This window comes from Comamonadaceae bacterium M7527 (assembly GCA_021044545.1).
Classification (GTDB): domain Bacteria; phylum Pseudomonadota; class Gammaproteobacteria; order Burkholderiales; family Burkholderiaceae_C; genus RS62.
Genome location: CP087990.1, coordinates 2,048,730 through 2,068,070 on the forward strand (window position 1 = coordinate 2,048,730; position 19,341 = coordinate 2,068,070).

At 56.1% G+C, this 19,341-nt stretch carries 12 protein-coding genes, 4 tRNA genes and 2 pseudogenes; all 18 read left to right on the forward strand.

Translation table 11 applies throughout. From position 1 onward, the window contains the following. The first annotated feature begins 68 nt into the window (after positions 1-68). The 18 genes and pseudogenes from trpE (at position 69) to rpoC (ending at position 19,275) form a co-directional block, all read left to right on the forward strand. The gene (gene trpE / locus LN050_10010) at positions 69-1,568 is read left to right on the forward strand and encodes an anthranilate synthase component I (GenBank protein UFS56079.1); all 1,500 of its coding nucleotides are present in this window, start codon (positions 69-71) and stop codon (positions 1,566-1,568) included. Between the two features lie 84 nt (positions 1,569-1,652). Beyond that, entirely contained in the window at positions 1,653-2,213 is a 561-nt protein-coding gene (locus LN050_10015) for an aminodeoxychorismate/anthranilate synthase component II (GenBank protein UFS57386.1), read from the forward strand. A 23-nt stretch (positions 2,214-2,236) separates the two neighbouring features. Next, positions 2,237-3,289, forward strand: coding sequence for an anthranilate phosphoribosyltransferase (gene trpD, locus LN050_10020; protein ID UFS56080.1), 1,053 nt, complete (start codon positions 2,237-2,239; stop codon positions 3,287-3,289). 50 nt (positions 3,290-3,339) lie between these two features. Beyond that, a pseudogene (gene trpC / locus LN050_10025) lies at positions 3,340-4,138 on the forward strand (indole-3-glycerol phosphate synthase TrpC). Between the two features lie 219 nt (positions 4,139-4,357). After that, a complete protein-coding gene (locus tag LN050_10030; protein ID UFS56081.1) occupies positions 4,358-5,053 on the forward strand; it encodes a uracil-DNA glycosylase in 696 nt (231 codons plus the stop codon). 97 nt (positions 5,054-5,150) lie between these two features. Continuing rightward, a tRNA-Tyr gene (locus LN050_10035) sits at positions 5,151-5,236 on the forward strand. A gap of 94 nt (positions 5,237-5,330) precedes the next feature. Then, positions 5,331-5,404: transfer RNA gene (locus LN050_10040), tRNA-Gly, on the forward strand. A gap of 71 nt (positions 5,405-5,475) precedes the next feature. After that, positions 5,476-5,550 (forward strand) — tRNA-Thr (locus tag LN050_10045). Between the two features lie 61 nt (positions 5,551-5,611). Beyond that, a complete protein-coding gene (gene tuf, locus LN050_10050) occupies positions 5,612-6,802 on the forward strand; it encodes an elongation factor Tu (protein UFS56082.1) in 1,191 nt (396 codons plus the stop codon). A 42-nt stretch (positions 6,803-6,844) separates the two neighbouring features. Beyond that, a tRNA-Trp gene (locus LN050_10055) sits at positions 6,845-6,920 on the forward strand. 174 nt (positions 6,921-7,094) lie between these two features. After that, on the forward strand, positions 7,095-7,478 hold the full coding sequence (gene secE, locus LN050_10060; protein ID UFS56083.1) for a preprotein translocase subunit SecE: 384 nt from the start codon (positions 7,095-7,097) through the stop codon (positions 7,476-7,478). A gap of 66 nt (positions 7,479-7,544) precedes the next feature. Then, the gene (gene nusG / locus LN050_10065) at positions 7,545-8,072 is read left to right on the forward strand and encodes a transcription termination/antitermination protein NusG (GenBank protein UFS57387.1); all 528 of its coding nucleotides are present in this window, start codon (positions 7,545-7,547) and stop codon (positions 8,070-8,072) included. 140 nt (positions 8,073-8,212) lie between these two features. After that, entirely contained in the window at positions 8,213-8,644 is a 432-nt protein-coding gene (gene rplK, locus LN050_10070; GenBank protein UFS56084.1) for a 50S ribosomal protein L11, read from the forward strand. Beyond that, on the forward strand, positions 8,645-9,340 hold the full coding sequence (gene rplA, locus LN050_10075; GenBank protein UFS56085.1) for a 50S ribosomal protein L1: 696 nt from the start codon (positions 8,645-8,647) through the stop codon (positions 9,338-9,340). Positions 9,341-9,599: 259 nt separating this feature from the next. Beyond that, positions 9,600-10,100: a 50S ribosomal protein L10 gene (gene rplJ / locus LN050_10080; protein UFS56086.1), complete on the forward strand. Its 501-nt coding sequence runs from the start codon at positions 9,600-9,602 to the stop codon at positions 10,098-10,100. A 44-nt stretch (positions 10,101-10,144) separates the two neighbouring features. Continuing rightward, on the forward strand, positions 10,145-10,522 hold the full coding sequence (rplL, locus tag LN050_10085) for a 50S ribosomal protein L7/L12 (protein ID UFS56087.1): 378 nt from the start codon (positions 10,145-10,147) through the stop codon (positions 10,520-10,522). A 332-nt stretch (positions 10,523-10,854) separates the two neighbouring features. Continuing rightward, entirely contained in the window at positions 10,855-14,967 is a 4,113-nt protein-coding gene (gene rpoB, locus LN050_10090) for a DNA-directed RNA polymerase subunit beta (GenBank protein UFS56088.1), read from the forward strand. A gap of 77 nt (positions 14,968-15,044) precedes the next feature. Then, positions 15,045-19,275: pseudogene (rpoC, locus tag LN050_10095) on the forward strand (DNA-directed RNA polymerase subunit beta'). The last annotated feature ends 66 nt before the right edge of the window (positions 19,276-19,341 follow it).

Genomic DNA, 19,341 nt, shown 5'->3' on the forward strand with positions numbered 1-19,341 from the left:
CACAAACAATGTCACTCGAGTCGCCCATGCCGTTGGGGCTACCGTATAGCTAGAAAGAACACCGCATCATGTTGACGCAAGACGCATTCAACGATTTGGCCGCACAAGGCTATAACCGCATCCCACTGATCGCCCAAGCCTTTGCGGACTTGGAAACACCGCTGTCGCTGTACCTCAAGCTGGCTTATGTTGAAAAAAAGGGCCGCTTGAGCTTTTTGCTTGAGTCTGTCGTAGGTGGTGAGCGCTTTGGCCGCTACAGCTTTATTGGTTTGCCAGCGCGCACGTTGTTGCGCGCCACAGGTTTTGGCCCTGATGCCAAAACCGAGCTGGTGACCAATGGTGAGGTGGTCGAGACCAGTCACGGCAACCCGCTTGATTTTGTGGCCGCCTACCAGGCCCGTTTTAAAGTGGCTTTGCAACCTGACATGCCACGGTTTTGTGGTGGCTTGGCCGGCTACTTCGGCTACGACACCGTGCGCCACATCGAGCGCAAGCTGAACAGCACTTGCCCACCAGACACGCTGGGTTGCCCCGATATTTTGCTGCTGCAAACTGAAGAGGTGGCTGTCATTGACAACTTGTCTGGCCGCTTGTACCTGATGGTGTACGCAGACCCCACGCAAGACAATGCCTATGCGTTGGCGCAAGCGCGCTTGGCCGAGTTGACCGCGCGCTTGAGCGTGCCAGCGCAAGTACCACCCATGGGTGGTCACAAGGCCTATCCGGTTGAGTCTGAGCGCAGCCAGGCCGACTTTGAGGTGGCGGTGCGCAAGGCGCAAAGCCTCATTGAGGCGGGTGACTTTATGCAAGTTGTTATTGGCCAGCGATTGAGTAAACGCTTTGACGCGCCGCCACTCAGCCTGTACCGCGCCTTGCGCTCGCTGAACCCAAGCCCTTACATGTATTACTACGACTTGGGCGACCACCACGTTGTAGGCGCATCACCTGAAATTTTGGTGCGCAAAGAAGCAACAGATGAGGGCGAAAAAGTCACCATCAGGCCGCTGGCAGGTACTCGCCCACGCGGTGCCACGCCCGAGCTGGACGTGGCTGCCGAGCAAGAGCTGATAGCCGACCCCAAAGAGCGTGCCGAACACGTCATGCTCATCGATTTGGCGCGCAACGACATTGGCCGCATTGCCAACATTGGCTCGGTCAAAGTGACGGAGTCGTTTGCGGTAGAGCGTTACAGCCACGTCATGCACATTGTGAGTAACGTTGAGGGTACGCTGCGCGAGGGCTTAAGCAACATGGATGTGCTGCGTGCCTGCTTCCCGGCGGGCACGTTGACGGGCGCGCCCAAGGTGCACGCCATGGAGTTGATTGATGAGCTGGAGGTGAGCAAGCGCGGGATATATGGCGGCGCGTGTGGCTACATCAGCTACGCCGGCGATATGGACGTGGCCATTGCCATACGCACTGCCGTGGTGAAAGACCAAGTGCTGCACGTGCAAGCTGCAGCGGGTGTGGTGGCCGACTCGGTGCCCGCACTGGAGTGGGCGGAAACGCAGCACAAGGCGCGCGCCATATTGCGCGCGGCCGAGCTGGTTGAGCAAGGGGTGGCATAAACCATGACGACCGCTTCAAGCCTTCCCAATCACTTCCCCGCAGCGCCTGGCTCATACGCGGGCAAGCGCCCCATCAAGTTGGTCATGCTAGACAACTACGACAGCTTTACCTTCAACTTGGTGCAATATTTTGGCGAGTTGGGTGCCGACGTGTGGGTGTTTAGAAACGACGAGGTGAGCGTGGCCGACCTGGCTGCCCAACAACCCGACTGCGTGGTGATATCGCCAGGACCTTGTTCACCCAAAGAGGCAGGCATATCGATAGAGGCCATTCAGTACTTTGCGGGCAAGTTGCCGGTGCTGGGCGTGTGCCTGGGCCACCAAGCCATAGGCGCCGCGTTTGGTGCTGAGGTGGTGCGCTCAAAAACGCTGATGCACGGCAAGGTCAGCACCATCACCACCACGCAGAAGGGCGTTTTTGCGGGGCTGCCTCAGCAGTTTGAGGTGAACCGCTACCACTCGCTGTCTGTGCGGGCACAAAGCCTGCCTGCGTGCCTGGAGGTAACGGCGCAAACCGACGACGGCGAAATCATGGGCCTGCGCCACACCAGCATGGATGTAGAGGGTGTGCAGTTTCACCCTGAGTCCGTGCTCAGCGAGCACGGCCACGCCATGCTTCAACACTTTGTGGCGCGTGCCTTATAAACAAGCCACCAGGAGAGACTCACATGGCAAACAGCCAATCCAGCAGCCAACCCATTACCCCGCAGCAAGCTGTACAGCGCGTGATTGAACACCGTGAAATATTTCACGATGAAATGCTGCACCTGATGCGGCTGATCATGACGGGTGAAATGTCTCCCTCCCTGGTTTCCGCGCTGACCATTGGCTTGCGCGTCAAGAAGGAGACCATTGGCGAAATCACGGCGGCCGCGCAAGTCATGCGCGAGTTCTCCAACAAAGTGGATATTGCCGATAAGACCAATTTGGTAGACATTGTGGGCACCGGCGGTGACGGCTCGCATACCTTCAACATCAGCTCATGCGCCATGTTGGTGGCAGCCGCCGCTGGTGCCAAAGTCAGCAAGCATGGCGGGCGCAGCGTGTCCAGCAAGTCTGGCAGCGCCGATGTACTGGAGGCGTTGGGTATCAACATCAACTTGCCAGCGACGGCCATTGCGCAAGCGGTGCAAGAGGTGGGCATTGGCTTTATGTTTGCACCCAACCACCACCCCGCCATGAAAAACGTGGCGCCTATTCGCAAAGAACTGGGTTGCAAAACCATTTTTAATATCCTGGGTCCACTCACCAATCCTGCGCAAGCACCCAATATGCTGATGGGCGTGTTTCACGCCGACTTGGTGGGTATCCAAGTACGCGCCCTACAGCGCTTGGGCGCCGAGCATGCGGTGGTGGTGTACGGCCTGGACGGCCTGGATGAAGTGTCGTTGGGTGCAGCCACTTTGGTGGGTGAGCTCAAAGACGGCGTGGTGAGTGAGTACCACATTCACCCGGAAGACTTTGGCATACCCATGAGCAGCGTGCGTGCCTTGCAGGTAGACACGCCTGAGGCGTCCAAAGACATGCTGATGGGTGTGCTGGACAATGCGGCAGGCCCTGCGCGCGATATCGTGATGTTCAACGCGGGTGTTGCGCTGTACGCGGCCAACGTGGCCAACACCATGCAAGCCGGTATTGCACTGGCTGACCGGGCCATTACCTCGGGTGCGGCGCGCAACAAGCTGGACCAGTGGCGCTCCTTTTGTGCCAACGTGGCCTGAATCACATATTCACATATCCCGCTAACCAAATACTGACACTTTTACACACCATGGACATTCTCGAAAAAATTGTTGGCGTGAAACACCAAGAGGTGGCCGCCGCCATCAAACGAAAGCCATTGGCTGCCGTTCAGGCCGATGCCTTTAGCCGCGTGCAAGTGCGCGACTTTGAGGGTGCGTTGCGTGCCAAGCGAGCCGCTGGTTTGCCTGGTGTGATTGCCGAGGTTAAAAAAGCCAGCCCGTCAAAGGGCTTGTTGCGCGAGCCGTTTGAACCAGCGGACATTGCCCAAAGCTACGCAGAGCATGGCGCAGCTTGTTTGTCGGTGCTGACCGACAAAGACTTCTTCCAAGGCAGCACCGATTACTTAAAGCAAGCCAGGGCATCTTGCGACTTGCCCGTTCTGCGCAAAGACTTTATGGTCAGCGCCTACCAAATTTTTGAGTCGCGCGTCATGGGTGCCGACGCCGTGTTGCTGATTGCCGCTTGCCTGGATGATGCGCAACTTAAAGACTACGAGTCCATTGCGCACGACCTGGGCATGTCGGTGCTGGTGGAGGTGCATGACATGACCGAGCTAGAGCGTGCGCTCAAGCTGAAAACCGCACTACTGGGCGTCAATAACCGCAACCTGCGCACCTTTGAGGTGGACTTGGGCGTCAGTCTGCAAGCCAAAGCGCAGTGCCCCCCTGACAAGCTGCTGGTGTGCGAGTCTGGCATCGCCACAGTGGATGACGTAGCCCGCATGCAAGCTGCAGATATCAATTGTTTTTTGTGTGGGCGAGGCCTTTATGCGCGCACCCGACCCTGGCCTTGCACTGCATGATTTGTTTGGCGTGACGCCGCTGTAGCGACAAATAGCGCGCAGCGCGTTACGCTAGTGCCATGCATTTTTTGCCCGACGTTCAGTTTTTGCCGCGGTTGTTTGACAGCGCAGCGGCAACCCAGACAGCTTATGGCGAACCAGTACCATGCACAGACCCGCTGGCAGCTATCAACGGCTTTAAAGCGGCCACAACTATGAGCGACGACTTGTTTACCAATGACGCGCATTTGTTGGCGCACACACATTGGCAAGACTGGGCCCTGCACAGCAGCTGGTTGCCAGTGGTAAAGCCCTTTTTGAAAGTGCTACAGGGCAGTCTCTGCTGGCCAGGCTTCAGGGTGACTTGCAGCAAGGCGTGGCTGTTTATCCACCTCAGCCATTGCGCGCGCTGCTGCTTACCCCCTTGCCCGCGGTGCGTGTGCTCATACTGGGGCAAGACCCTTACCACCACCAGGCCGGTCAAGCCAATGGTTTGGCCTTTTCCGTGGCGCAAGGTATCAAGCTGCCGCCGTCGCTGCGCAACATCTACAAAGAGCTGTACGCAGACCAAGAGGCTGCGCCAGCGTTGCCGCGCCTGCATGGCTGTTTGGACGACTGGGCTCGCCAAGGCGTGTTGCTGCTCAACACAGCACTAACCGTGCGAGACAGCGAGCCCGCCAGCCATGCCAATTGGGGCTGGGCCGTATTAAGTGATGCGCTGGTGCGCGCCGTGGCTAGCCGCAACAGCCCGTGCGTCTACGTGTTGTGGGGCGCCCACGCCCAGAGCAAGCAGGCGCCCATCAGTGAGCACGCCGGCGCAGACCTGTGCCGCATACTCACCAGCAACCACCCCTCGCCATTGTCGGCCAGCCGAGGGCCCAAGCCCTTTTTTGGCAGCCGTGTGTTTTCGCGCATCAACCACGCTTTGCAAGAGATGGGCGTGGGTGTCGTCCAGTGGTAGTCCGGGCCTCCCTGGCTGGGCGGGCGTAACTTTTTGCAAAAAGATGCACAGGGTAGCCAAACGTCATAAAACCGTGGCATAATTCTAGGTTCGTTACGGAGGGGTGCCCGAGTGGCTAAAGGGGGCAGATTGTAAATCTGTTGGCTTACGCCTACGTTGGTTCGAATCCAACCCTCTCCACCAACGATTCTGCTGATAGGTGTGCGACTGATTCGGTGAGGCTGATAGGCCTGCTTATGTGTCCTTACTTCGCTTGTGCGGTCGTTTGGGCCGCTTGGCGGGAGTAGTTCAATGGTAGAACCCTAGCCTTCCAAGCTAATGACGCGGGTTCGATTCCCGTCTCCCGCTCCATCAATCGGTTGTGTGCGACATGTCGCAGAGTGTTGAACGTAGAGGTTGTTGCGCTTGGCGCGATGCCCAACGCCCATGTGGCTCAGTGGTAGAGCACTCCCTTGGTAAGGGAGAGGTCGCGGGTCCGATTCCCGCCATGGGCACCACATTTTGTGTGGTGCGTCTGTTTAGTCAATTTTGGTCAATCTTGTATAGCGGAGCTTCAAAATGGCAAAAAGTAAATTCGAACGTACCAAGCCCCACGTCAACGTGGGCACCATTGGTCACGTTGACCACGGTAAAACCACATTGACAGCGGCGATCACGACCGTGTTGTCACAAAAGTTCGGTGGCGAGGCCAAAGGCTACGCAGATATTGACGGCGCACCTGAAGAAAAAGCGCGCGGCATCACCATCAACACTGCTCACGTTGAGTACGAGACCGAGACGCGTCACTACGCACACGTGGACTGCCCAGGCCACGCTGACTACGTGAAGAACATGATTACGGGTGCTGCCCAGATGGACGGCGCCATTTTGGTGTGTTCAGCTGCAGACGGCCCCATGCCACAAACACGTGAGCACATCTTGTTGGCCCGCCAGGTTGGTGTGCCTTACATCGTGGTGTTCCTGAACAAGTGCGACATGGTTGACGACGCCGAGTTGTTGGAACTGGTCGAAATGGAAGTGCGCGAGCTGTTGTCCAAGTACGACTTCCCAGGCGACGACACCCCCATCATCCAGGGCTCAGCCAAGCTGGCCGTAGAAGGCGACAAGGGCCCATTGGGCGAAGAAGCCATCATGAAGCTGGCAGCTGCTTTGGACAGCTACATCCCAACACCAGAGCGTGCTGTGGACGGCGCATTCCTGATGCCAGTGGAAGACGTATTCTCTATCTCAGGTCGCGGCACGGTTGTAACAGGCCGTATCGAGCGCGGCATTGTCAAAGTGGGCGAAGAAATCGAGATCGTTGGTATCAACGACACCTTGAAGACCACCTGTACAGGCGTTGAGATGTTCCGCAAGTTGCTGGACCAGGGTCAAGCGGGTGACAACGTGGGTATCTTGTTGCGCGGCACCAAGCGTGAAGAAGTTGAGCGCGGCCAAGTGCTGTGCAAGCCAGGCTCTATCAAGCCACACTCACACTTCACAGGCGAGATCTACGTGTTGTCCAAAGACGAAGGTGGTCGTCACACACCATTCTTCAGCAACTACCGCCCACAGTTTTACTTCCGCACGACAGACGTGACCGGCTCTATCAAATTGCCAGAAGGCAAAGAGATGGTGATGCCAGGTGACAACGTGTCAATTGAAGTGACCTTGTTGGCCCCAATCGCCATGGAAGAAGGCTTGCGTTTCGCGATTCGCGAAGGCGGCCGTACCGTTGGCGCGGGTGTGGTTGCAAAGATCATTGCTTAAGTTTGAAGCGGTTATCGCTGAATACTTTTTATAAGTTGAAGTAGGGGCATAGCTCAATTGGCAGAGCGTCGGTCTCCAAAACCGAAGGTTGGGGGTTCGATTCCCTCTGCCCCTGCCACCGAATAAAGCCGGCAACATGCAAGTGTTGTGGCTGAATAAGGTGTTTGTTTAGTCGTTCAACAGGCCCGCCGAAGTCGCTTTTGACCTCTGGTGGGCTTGCCTGTCTTAGGACGTGGCGAAGCAGCGCGCCCCTTGTTGGGGTATTGGTGCTGGATTTTGAAAATAAGGTTTTATGGCTTCATCTGATGTTCAAACCGTAGGCGGCGGTGCTGACAAGGCCAAAGTGGCTTTGGCCATAGTGTTGGCGATTGGTGGCTTCGCGGCTTACTTCATGCTGTCTGCTCAGGGCGCTGCTGCGCAATGGGGCGGCCTGATTGGTGGCTTGGTATTGGGTGCAATTGTGTTTGTCACGGCACACACTGGTCGTACCTTTGTGGCTTTTATCCGCGACGCCAAGCGCGAAATGGCCAAGGTGGTGTGGCCTGCCAGGCGCGAGACCATGCAGATGACCTTGTACGTGTTTGGCTTTGTATTCATCATGGCGCTGTTCCTGTGGGGCACTGACAAGTTGCTCGAATGGGTGTTGTATGACCTGGTGCTGGGATGGAGAGACTAAATGACTGACGAAATCGTACAAGCCGCGCAAGACGCGCAGCCCCAATCATTGACGCCTGTAGACGGCATGCGCTGGTATGTGGTGCACGCCTACTCTGGTATGGAGAAGGCTGTAGAGCGCAATATTCTTGAGCGTGTGGCCAATGCCGGCATGGAAGCCAAGTTTGGTCGTACCCTGGTGCCCACTGAGGAAGTGGTCGAGTTGAAAAACGGCCAGCGCCGCACGACAGAGCGCAAGTTTTTCCCAGGTTACGTGCTGGTTGAAATGTCTATGGACGATGAGACATGGCACTTGGTGAAAAACACCAGCAAGGTTACGGGCTTTGTGGGTGGCGCTAAAAACCGCCCTGCACCCATTTCCGAAGCCGACGTGCAAAAGATCATGGGTCAGATGCAAGATGGCACAGACAAGCCGCGTCACAAGGTTGAGTTCATTGTGGGTGAGTACATCCGCGTGAAAGAAGGCCCATTTGCGGACTTCAATGGCACGGTAGAAGAAGTCAACTACGAGAAAAACAAGCTGCGTGTGTCGGTGACCATTTTTGGTCGTTCAACACCCGTGGAATTGGAGTTCAGTCAAGTCGAAAAAGGCTAGGTCTGAGCGTGTTGCCTGGCTGCGTGTGTGGCTGGGCAAGGTTGGTGTTTGCGGTCCCGCATCAGCTGAGTATCAAGGGTCGTTAGTTGCGAGGAGGTTGGCCAGCGAGCCAGCCGTTTGAACTCGAAGGAGTATCTAGCATGGCGAAGAAAATCGTCGGCTTCATCAAGCTGCAAGTACCAGCTGGTAAAGCCAACCCAAGCCCCCCCATTGGTCCTGCCTTGGGTCAACGTGGTCTGAACATCATGGAATTCTGTAAGGCGTTCAACGCCCAGACCCAGGGTGTTGAGCCAGGTTTGCCATTGCCAGTGGTGATCACTGCATTTGCAGACAAGAGCTTCACATTTGTTATCAAGACACCCCCAGCGGCTGTGTTGATCAAAAAAGCGGTGAAGCTTGCCAAAGGTTCTTCTACGCCTAACAGCGTGAAGGTCGGCAAGATCACACGTGCGCAGTTGGAAGAGATTGCCAATACCAAAATGAAAGACTTGAGTGCTGCGGACCTGGATGCCGCTGTGCGTACCGTTGCCGGTACTGCCCGCTCTATGGGTGTGACTGTGGAGGGCGTGTAAATGGCCAAGTTAACTAAAAAGCAAAAAACCCAAGTGGGCAAAGTCGACAGCAACAAGTTGTACGGCATTGTTGACGCGTTGGGTTTGGTAAAAGAATTCGCAACCGCCAAGTTTGACGAGTCCATAGACGTGGCTGTTCAACTTGGCATTGACGCCAAGAAGTCTGACCAAGTTGTGCGTGGCGCCGTTGTGTTGCCAAACGGCACCGGCAAGGTCAAGCGCGTTGCTGTGTTTGCGCAGGGTGCCAAGGCTGAAGAAGCCAAAGCCGCTGGTGCCGACATCGTGGGCATGGACGACTTGGCTGCTGACGTTAAAGCCGGCAAGATCAACTTTGACGTGGTGATTGCCTCCCCAGACGCAATGCGTGTGGTGGGCACATTGGGCCAAGTGTTGGGCCCACGCGGCTTGATGCCTAACCCCAAGGTTGGCACCGTGACGGCAGACGTTGCTACGGCAGTTAAAAACGCCAAGGCTGGCCAGGTTCAGTTCCGTGTTGACAAGGCCGGTATCGTGCACTCAACCATTGGTCGTCGTTCATTCGAAGCCGATGCATTGAAGGCCAACCTGGTCGCCTTGATCGACGCTTTGAACAAGTCAAAGCCAGCTACCAGCAAGGGTTTGTACCTGCGCAAAGTGGCTGTGTCTTCTACATTGGGCGTTGGCGTTCGCGTTGACACCCAGTCCATCTCAGCGTAATCGCTTAGATAAAAATGCTGCCAGCCGCTTGGGCTAACCAAGTGGCAGGCACATGTGGTGGGTTCGGGCAAAGTGCTGCATAAGCGCGATGCCTGGAGCCATCCAAGACCGTTGGCGCAGCAGGGCACTGCTGCTTAATACGTTAGCCAACGCAGATGGCGATCCCGCTGCAGATGGATAAGCAATTTCCAAAAACAGTTGGTCGCTGCAATGAGGCGCTTGTTCTCCAGTTGGGGCAAGCATATTGAAGGAGTTGACCTTGAGTCTGAACCGCAGTGAGAAATCCGCAGTCATTGAAGAAGTGACCGCACTCGCCGCTAAAGCTCAAACGCTTGTGATGGCGGAGTACCGCGGCATCACGGTGGCGGCAATGACTGAATTGCGCGTGAAAGCCCGTGCAGCTGGTGTGAACCTGAGCGTGTTGAAAAACACCTTGGCTCGCCGTGCTGTTGCAGGTAGCGCATTCGAAGTTGCTGGCGACCAGATGACCGGCCCGTTGATCTACAGCTTTTCTGAAGATGCTGTTGCTGCTGCGAAAGTAGTGGCTGACTTTGCGAAAACCAACGACAAGATGGTTATTCGTGCTGGCGTTTACGCTGGCAAATCTTTGGACGCTGAAGGCGTTAAGCAATTGGCAAACATTCCTACCAAGGAAGTGTTGTTGGCACAGTTGTTGGGCTTGATGCAATCGCCTGTGAGCCGCACCGCAGTTGTGTTGGCCGCTTTGGCAGAGAAAAAAGGCGCAGAGCAAGCCGCTTGATCGCAGGCATTGTCTCTAGACCATAACGTTTTAGGAAATTAAAAATGGCATTCGATAAAGACGCATTTTTGACCGCTTTGGATAGCATGACGGTCATGGAACTCAACGAACTGGTGAAAGCCATCGAAGAGAAGTTTGGTGTAAGCGCTGCTGCTATGGCTGCACCTGCTGCTGGCGGCGGTGCTGCTGGTGGCGCTGCTGCAGAAGAGAAGACTGACTTCGACGTGGTGTTGACAGACGTTGGCGCAAACAAGGTATCAGTTATTAAAGCTGTTCGCGAAATCACTGGTTTGGGCTTGAAAGAAGCCAAAGACCTGGTTGATGGCGCACCCAAGACAGTTAAAGAAGCTGCTCCTAAGGCAGAAGCTGAAGCTGCACAGAAGAAGCTTGAAGAAGCTGGCGCCAAGGCCGAACTCAAGTAAATCGCACCTATTCGCTTCGCCACGCACAGCGTTGCGGGGCGAATATCTCGGTTTACACAGGCTGGTTTTCAAACCGGCCTTTTGTGTTTCTAGTTTTCCGCTTTTTCCCGCTTTTAGAGCGCACCTGACAAGCTACTCTTGACCCGCCGAAAGGCGTCGAGTTGTTTGTCAAGTGTCTTCTAAAACCCCGACGTTAGAAGACGATCTTGGTACGGGCTGCGTGCAATGCGCAGCCGTCAGCCAAGGCTGGTAGTGGCCAGCCGCCAAGACCGCTTGCTGTGTTCACCACACAGCAAGCGTCAATTGTTCTGTCGAAATGCCCCGGAGAACCCATGGCCTATTCCTATACCGAACGCAAGCGAATTCGTAAGAGTTTTGGCAGCCGTGAAAACGTGCTCGAAATCCCTTACCTGCTGCAAATGCAAAAAGACGCGTACACCGCGTTTCTACAAAAAGATACAAGCCCTAAAAAGCGCTCTGAAGAAGGCTTGCAAGCCGCTTTTTTGAATGCCTTCCCCATCGTGTCGCACAACGGCTTTGTGGAGATGAAGTACCTTGAGTACAACCTCGCCAAGCCCGCTTTTGACGTGCGCGAATGCCAAACCCGTGGTTTGACGTTCTCATCAGCCGTGCGTGCTCGCGTACAGCTCATCATTTACGACCGTGAGTCCAGCACCGCGCAATCCAAAGTGGTGAAAGAAGTCAAAGAGCAAGAGGTCTACATGGGCGAAGTGCCTTTGATGACCGACAAAGGCTCATTCATCATCAACGGCACAGAGCGCGTGATCGTGTCCCAGTTGCACCGCTCACCTGGCGTGTTCTTTGAGCACGACAAGGGCAAGACACACAGCTCAGGCAAGTTGCTGTTTTCAGCACGCGTGATCCCCTACCGTGGTTCATGGCTGGACTTTGAGTTTGACCCCAAGGACTTCTTGTACTTCCGCGTTGACCGCCGTCGCAAGATGCCCGTGTCCATTCTGTTAAAGGCCATCGGTCTGACACCAGAAGCTATTCTGGCCAACTTCTACGTCAACGACCACTTCCGCTTGATGGACAGTGGCGCGCAACTGGAGTTTGTAGCCGAGCGTTTGCGCGGCGAAGTGGCACGTTTTGACATCACCGACAAAGCCGGCAAGGTCGTTGTGCCTAAAGACAAGCGCATTACCGTGCGTCACACCCGTGAGCTTGAGCAGTCTGCAACCACGCACATCAGCGTGCCAGAAGACTTCCTGCTAGGCCGCGTGGTCGCCAACAACATCGTGGATCCAGACACGGGTGAGATCATTGCCAAGGCCAACGACGAGTTGACCGAAGCCTTGCTCAAGGCCTTGCGTGCCGCTGGCATCACCGACTTGGCATGTATTTACACCAACGAGTTGGACCAGGGTAACTACATTTCGCAAACCTTGCGCACTGACGACACCGCCGACGAGTTCCAGGCGCGTGTGGCAATTTACCGCATGATGCGCCCTGGCGAGCCACCCACCGAAGATGCGGTGCAGGCTTTGTTCCAGCGCTTGTTCTACAACCCGGATACCTACGACTTGTCGCGCGTGGGCCGCATGAAGTTCAACGCCCGCGTGGGCCGCGACGAGTCAACAGGCCCCATGGTGTTGTCCAACGAAGACATCCTGGCCGTGACCAAAATTTTGGTGGACTTGCGCAATGGCCGTGGTGAGGTAGACGACATTGACCACTTGGGCAATCGCCGCGTGCGTTGCGTGGGCGAGCTGGCAGAAAACCAGTACCGCACTGGTTTGGCGCGTATTGAAAAGGCCGTGAAAGAGCGTCTGGGTCAGGCTGAGCAAGACCCGCTGATGCCACACGACCTGATTAACTCCAAGCCCATCTCTGCTGCACTCAAGGAGTTCTTTGGTGCGTCGCAGTTGAGCCAGTTTATGGATCAAACCAACCCACTGTCCGAGATCACGCACAAGCGCCGTGTATCAGCCTTGGGCCCAGGCGGTTTGACCCGTGAGCGCGCAGGCTTTGAGGTACGTGACGTGCACGTCACGCATTACGGTCGTGTATGTCCAATTGAAACGCCAGAAGGTCCAAACATTGGTTTGATCAACTCACTGGCGTTGTACGCGCGTTTGAACGAGTACGGCTTTATTGAAACGCCATACCGCCGCGTAACAGACGGCTTGGTCACCAACGAAATCGACTACCTGTCAGCCATTGAAGAAGGCAAGTACGTCATTGCGCAGGCCAACGCCCCGCTGAACGACAAAGGCTTGTTGGAAGGTGACCTGATCTCCGCCCGTGAAAAAGGCGAATCTGTACTGGTCAGCGCCGAACGCATTCAATACATGGACGTCTCACCTGCGCAGATCGTTTCTGTGGCAGCGTCTTTGGTGCCATTCCTTGAGCACGACGACGCCAACCGCGCGTTGATGGGTGCGAACATGCAGCGTCAGGCTGTGCCAGTGCTGCGTCCTGAAAAGGCCGTGGTGGGTACTGGTATCGAGCGCGTAGCGGCTGTGGACTCAGGCACCGTGGTGACTGCCAACCGTGGTGGCGTTGTCGACTACGTTGACGCCACCCGTGTGGTGATTCGCGTGAACGATGCAGAGGCATTGGCCGGCGAAGTGGGTGTTGATATTTACAACCTCATCAAGTACCAGCGTTCCAACCAGAACACCAACATACACCAGCGCCCCATCGTGAAGACAGGCGACTTGTTGGCCAAGGGTGACGTCATTGCTGACGGCGCTTCTACCGACTTGGGTGAGTTGGCTTTGGGCCAAAACATGTTGGTGGCATTTATGCCCTGGAACGGCTACAACTTCGAAGACTCCATACTTATCTCTGAGCGCGTGGTGTCTGAAGACCGTTACACGTCTATCCACATTGAAGAGCTGGTGGTCATGGCACGTGACACCAAGTTGGGCGCTGAAGAAATTACGCGCGACATCCCCAACCTGGCTGAAACACAGCTCAACCGCCTTGACGACTCCGGCATCATTTACGTGGGTGCCGAGGTAAGCCCTGGCGACACACTGGTGGGCAAGGTCACGCCCAAAGGCGAGACCACACTCACACCAGAAGAAAAGCTGCTGCGCGCCATCTTTGGTGAAAAGGCATCTGACGTTAAAGACACATCATTGCGCGTAGACCAGGGCTCACAAGGCACGGTCATTGACGTGCAAGTGTTTACCCGTGAAGGCATTACACGCGATAAGCGTGCCCAACAAATTATTGACGACGAGTTGAAGCGTTTCCGCCTTGACTTGAATGATCAATTGCGCATTGTTGAAGCCGACGCGTTTGCCCGTATCGAGAAGATGCTTGTTGGTAAAAAAGCCAACGGCGGCCCACAGAAGCTGGCCAAGGGTGCCACCATAGACAAGGCCTACCTGGCCGAGCTGGACAAGCACCACTGGTTTGACATTCGTCCTGCCGACGACGACGTTGCCGCGCAATTGGAGTCTGTCAAAAACTCACTGGCACAAACCCGCCACAGCTTTGACCTGGGCTTTGAAGAAAAGCGCAAAAAGCTCACCCAAGGCGACGAGTTGCCAGCGGGCGTGCTGAAGATGGTCAAGGTCTACATCGCCGTCAAGCGTCGCTTGCAGCCCGGTGACAAGATGGCTGGCCGTCACGGTAACAAAGGTGTGGTCTCCAAGATCGTGCCCGTCGAGGACATGCCTTACATGGCCGACGGCACACCTTGCGACATCGTGCTAAACCCATTGGGCGTTCCATCGCGTATGAACGTGGGCCAGGTGCTTGAAGTGCACCTGGGCTGGGCCGCCAAAGGCTTGGGCTTGCGTATTGGTGACATGCTGCAAACCGGCGCACGTACCACCGAGGTGCGCAGCTTCCTGGACGAGGTGTACAACAGCGCTGGTCACAACGCCGACATCAAGTCCATGTCTGACAGCGAAGTGGTGGCCATGGCAGAGAACCTGCAAAACGGCGTGCCGTTTGCAACGCCTGTGTTTGACGGCGCATCGGAAGACGAAATCCGCGCCATGCTGAAGCTGGCCTACCCAGACGACATCGCCGAGCGCAAGGGTTTGACACCCACACGCACGCAGGCGCAGTTGTATGACGGACGTACCGGCGACGCCTTCGAGCGCAATACCACAGTTGGTTACATGCACGTATTGAAGTTGCACCACTTGGTGGACGACAAGATGCACGCACGTTCAACGGGCCCGTACAGCTTGGTCACACAGCAACCGCTGGGTGGTAAGGCGCAGTTCGGTGGACAGCGTTTTGGTGAGATGGAGGTGTGGGCGCTGGAGGCCTACGGCGCTTCTTACACACTGCAAGAGATGTTGACTGTGAAGTCGGACGACGTGCAAGGCCGTACCAAGGTGTACGAAAGCATTGTCAAAGGCGAGCACGCCATTACGGCCGGTATGCCCGAGTCGTTCAACGTGCTGGTCAAAGAAATCCGTTCTTTGGGTATCGACATTGAGTTGGAGCGTTCTTGATGTGAGGCCGCGGCGCTGCTTGCAGCGCCGCACACAAACCACCTACACATCACGTCTGACATTAAAGGATTGAAAACATGAAATCGTTACTCGACCTGTTCAAGCAGTTCACACCCGACGAGCATTTCGATGCCATCAAAATTGGCTTGGCATCACCTGAGAAAATTCGTTCTTGGTCTTTTGGCGAAGTCAAAAAGCCAGAAACCATTAACTACCGCACGTTCAAGCCTGAGCGCGATGGTCTGTTTTGCGCCAAGATTTTTGGCCCAATCAAAGACTACGAATGCTTGTGTGGCAAATACAAGCGTTTAAAGCACCGCGGCGTTATATGCGAGAAGTGCGGCGTTGAAGTGACCCAAACGAAAGTGCGTCGCGAGCGCATGGGCCACATTGACTTGTCTGCGCCTTGCGCACACATTTGGTTTTTGAAGTCACTGCCAAGCCGCTTGGGCATGGTGCTAGACATGACGCTGCGCGACATTGAGCGCGTGCTGTACTTTGAGGCCTACGTCATCGTCGACCCCGGTATGACGCCGCTGAAGAAGTTCGCCATCATGAGCGAAGACGAATTCGACGCCAAGCGCATTGAGTTCGGCGACGAGTTGTGGCCAAGCCAAGATGGGCGCCGAAGGCATTAAGGACTTGTTGGAAAGCTTGGAAATTGACGCCGAAATTGAAAAGCTGCGCAACGACCTGACAGGCTCTGAGCTCAAGATCAAGAAAAACGCCAAGCGCCTGAAAGTGCTTGAGGCCTTCAAGAAGTCAGGCATCAAGCCTGAGTGGATGGTGCTGAACGTGCTGCCCGTGTTGCCACCAGACTTGCGTCCGTTGGTGCCATTGGACGGTGGCCGTTTTGCCACATCCGACTTGAACGACTTGTACCGTCGCGTGATCAACCGCAACAGCCGTTTGCGCCGTTTGCTGGAGCTCAATGCGCCAGAAATCATCGCGCGCAACGAGAAGCGCATGTTGCAAGAGTCTGTGGACAGCTTGTTGGACAACGGCCGCCGTGGCAAAGCCATGACAGGCGCCAACAAGCGCGCCCTTAAGTCCCTGGCCGACATGATCAAAGGCAAGTCTGGTCGTTTCCGCCAAAACTTGCTGGGCAAGCGCGTGGACTACTCAGGTCGCTCAGTGATTACCGTAGGCCCAACCCTCAAGCTACACCAGTGTGGTTTGCCAAAGGCCATGGCGCTAGAGCTGTTCAAGCCGTTCATCTTTGCGCGCCTGGAGGCCATGGGCATTGCCACCACCATCAAGGCGGCCAAGAAAGAAGTTGAATCTGGCACGCCAGTGGTGTGGGACATCCTGGAAGAGGTTATCAAAGAGCACCCCGTGCTGTTGAACCGCGCGCCCACGCTGCACCGCTTGGGTATCCAGGCATTTGAGCCCATACTCATTGAAGGCAAAGCGATTCAGTTGCACCCACTGGTGTGTGCTGCGTTTAACGCCGACTTTGACGGTGACCAAATGGCCGTTCACGTCCCATTGTCTGTAGAAGCGCAAATGGAAGCCCGCACCTTGATGCTGGCCTCTAACAACGTGCTGTTCCCAGCCAACGGTGAGCCGTCTATCGTGCCGTCACAAGACGTGGTGCTGGGCTTGTACCACGCCACCCGTGACCGTATCAACGGTAAGGGCGAGGGCTTGGTGTTCTCTGGCGTGTCCGAGGTGCAGCGCGCCATGGATGCAGGTGAAGCGGAGCTGACCGCGCGCGTATCCGTGCGTTTGCCCCAGTACACCAAGAACAAGGAAACTGGCGAATTTGCCGTGTCCTATGAGGTGGTGAATACCACCGTGGGTCGTGCGCTGTTGTCAGAAATTCTGCCAAAGGGCTTGCCATTCGAGAACCTGAACAAGGCGCTCAAGAAGAAAGAAATTTCCAAGCTCATCAACGCGTCATTCCGCAAGTGTGGCCTTAAAGAAACCGTGATTTTTGCAGACAAGTTGCTGCAAAACGGTTTCCGCCTGGCGACCAAGGCTGGTATCTCTATCGCCATCGACGACATGCTGGTGCCACCAGAGAAGGCCGGCATCATTGCTCGTGCTGAAGCCGAAGTCAAGGAAATCGCCATGCAATACGCATCCGGTTTGGTGACTGCGGGTGAGCGCTACAACAAAGTGGTGGACATTTGGGGCAAAGCCGGTGACGAAGTGTCTAAGGTGATGATGGCCCAGCTGGCCAAAGAGAAAACCATTGACCGTGACGGCAACGAAGTAGACCAGGAGTCATTCAACTCCATCTACATGATGGCCGACTCAGGCGCGCGTGGCTCTGCCGCGCAGATTCGCCAATTGGCTGGTATGCGTGGTTTGATGGCCAAGCCAGATGGCTCCATCATTGAGACCCCCATTACCGCCAACTTCCGCGAAGGTCTGAACGTACTGCAGTACTTCATCTCTACACACGGTGCACGCAAGGGCTTGGCCGACACGGCGCTCAAGACCGCCAACTCTGGTTACCTGACACGCCGTTTGGTGGATGTGACGCAAGACCTGGTGATTACTGAGCACGACTGTGGCACCACCGATGGCACCGTTATGCGCGCCATTGTTGAGGGTGGCGAAGTGATTGAGTCACTGCGCGACCGCGTATTGGGTCGTACTTTGGTTGAGGATGCCGTTAGCCCCGAGACCCAGGTTGTGTTGGCAAAAGCTGGCGACATGCTTGAAGAAGACACCATGGACGTGTTGGAAGCGGCAGGCGTTGACGAAGTGAAAGTGCGCACCGCACTGAACTGCGCCACCCGCTTTGGCTTGTGTGCCAAATGTTATGGCCGTGACCTGGGTCGCGGTGGCTTGATCAACAACGGCGAAGCCGTTGGTGTGATTGCTGCGCAGTCTATTGGCGAGCCAGGCACGCAGCTGACCATGCGTACTTTCCACATTGGTGGTGCGGCGTCGCGTGCGGCGGTGGCCTCTAGTGTTGAAGCCAAGTCTGCAGGCTCTATTGGCTTTAATGCCACCATGCGCTACGTGTCCAACACCAAGGGTGACTTGGTGGTGATTGCCCGCTCAGGCGAGATCATCATTACCGATGAGCACGGCCGTGAGCGCGAGCGTCACAAGGTGCCGTACGGTGCCGTGTTGTCTGTCAAGCCAGACCAGGCCGTAAAAGCCGGTACGGTGTTGGCCAACTGGGACCCGCTGACACGCCCCATCATCACCGAGTTTGCCGGTACAGCCAAGTTCGAGAACATCGAAGAAGGTCTGACCGTTGCCAAGCAGGTGGACGATGTGACCGGCTTGTCATCACTGGTGGTGATTGATCCCAAGCGCCGTGGTGCTACCAAGGTGGTGCGCCCAGCCGTGAAGTTGCTGGATGCCAGCGGCGAAGAAGTCAAGATCCCAGGCACCGACCACGCAGTGGCCGTGGGCTTCCAGGTTGGTGCGCTTATTCAGGTGCGCGACGGCCAGGAAGTGGGCCCAGGCGAGGTGTTGGCCCGCGTGCCAGTGGAAGGCCAAAAGACACGAGACATTACCGGCGGTTTGCCGCGTGTGGCTGAGTTGTTTGAAGCCCGCACCCCCAAAGACAAGGGTGTGTTGGCCGAAATGACTGGTACCGTGTCATTTGGTAAGGAAACCAAAGGCAAGATTCGCCTGCAAATCACCGACCCGGAAGGTGGCGTGTGGGAAGAGCTGGTACCCAAAGAAAAGAACATCGTGGTCCACGAGGGCCAGGTTGTAAACAAGGGCGAGAGCGTTGTGGACGGCCCAGCCGACCCGCAAGACATCTTGCGCTTGCTGGGCATAGAAGAGTTGTCGCGCTACATTGTTGACGAAGTACAAGACGTTTACCGTTTGCAAGGCGTAAAGATCAACGACAAGCACATCGAAGTGATTGTTCGTCAGATGCTGCGTCGCGTCATCATTGAAGACGTGGGCGAGTCCAACTACATCCGCGGCGAGCAGGTTGAGCGTTCCGAGCTGTACAACACCAACGACGCCTTGCGTGCCGATGGCAAGATTCCAGCGACTTACAGCAACGTGTTGTTGGGTATTACCAAGGCGTCCTTGTCTACAGACAGCTTTATTTCAGCGGCTTCCTTCCAGGAAACCACACGCGTACTCACCGAGGCTGCCATCATGGGCAAGCGCGACGAGCTGCGTGGCCTGAAAGAAAACGTCATTGTGGGCCGCTTGATACCCGCCGGTTCAGGCTTGGCTTACCACGACGCCCGCAAGGTCAAGGAAAAGCTGGAGGCCGAAGAGCGCCGCGCCATTGCCGAGGCTGATGCCTCCGGCATGGGTGAAGACGACGAAGCCGAAGCCGTAGACGGCGCCACTGACGATACCGCTGCCGAATAAGCAGCGGCTCGCCTAGTGCCAAGCCCCACTTGCTTCGCAGCAGTGGGGCTTTTTTATGGCGTGGCC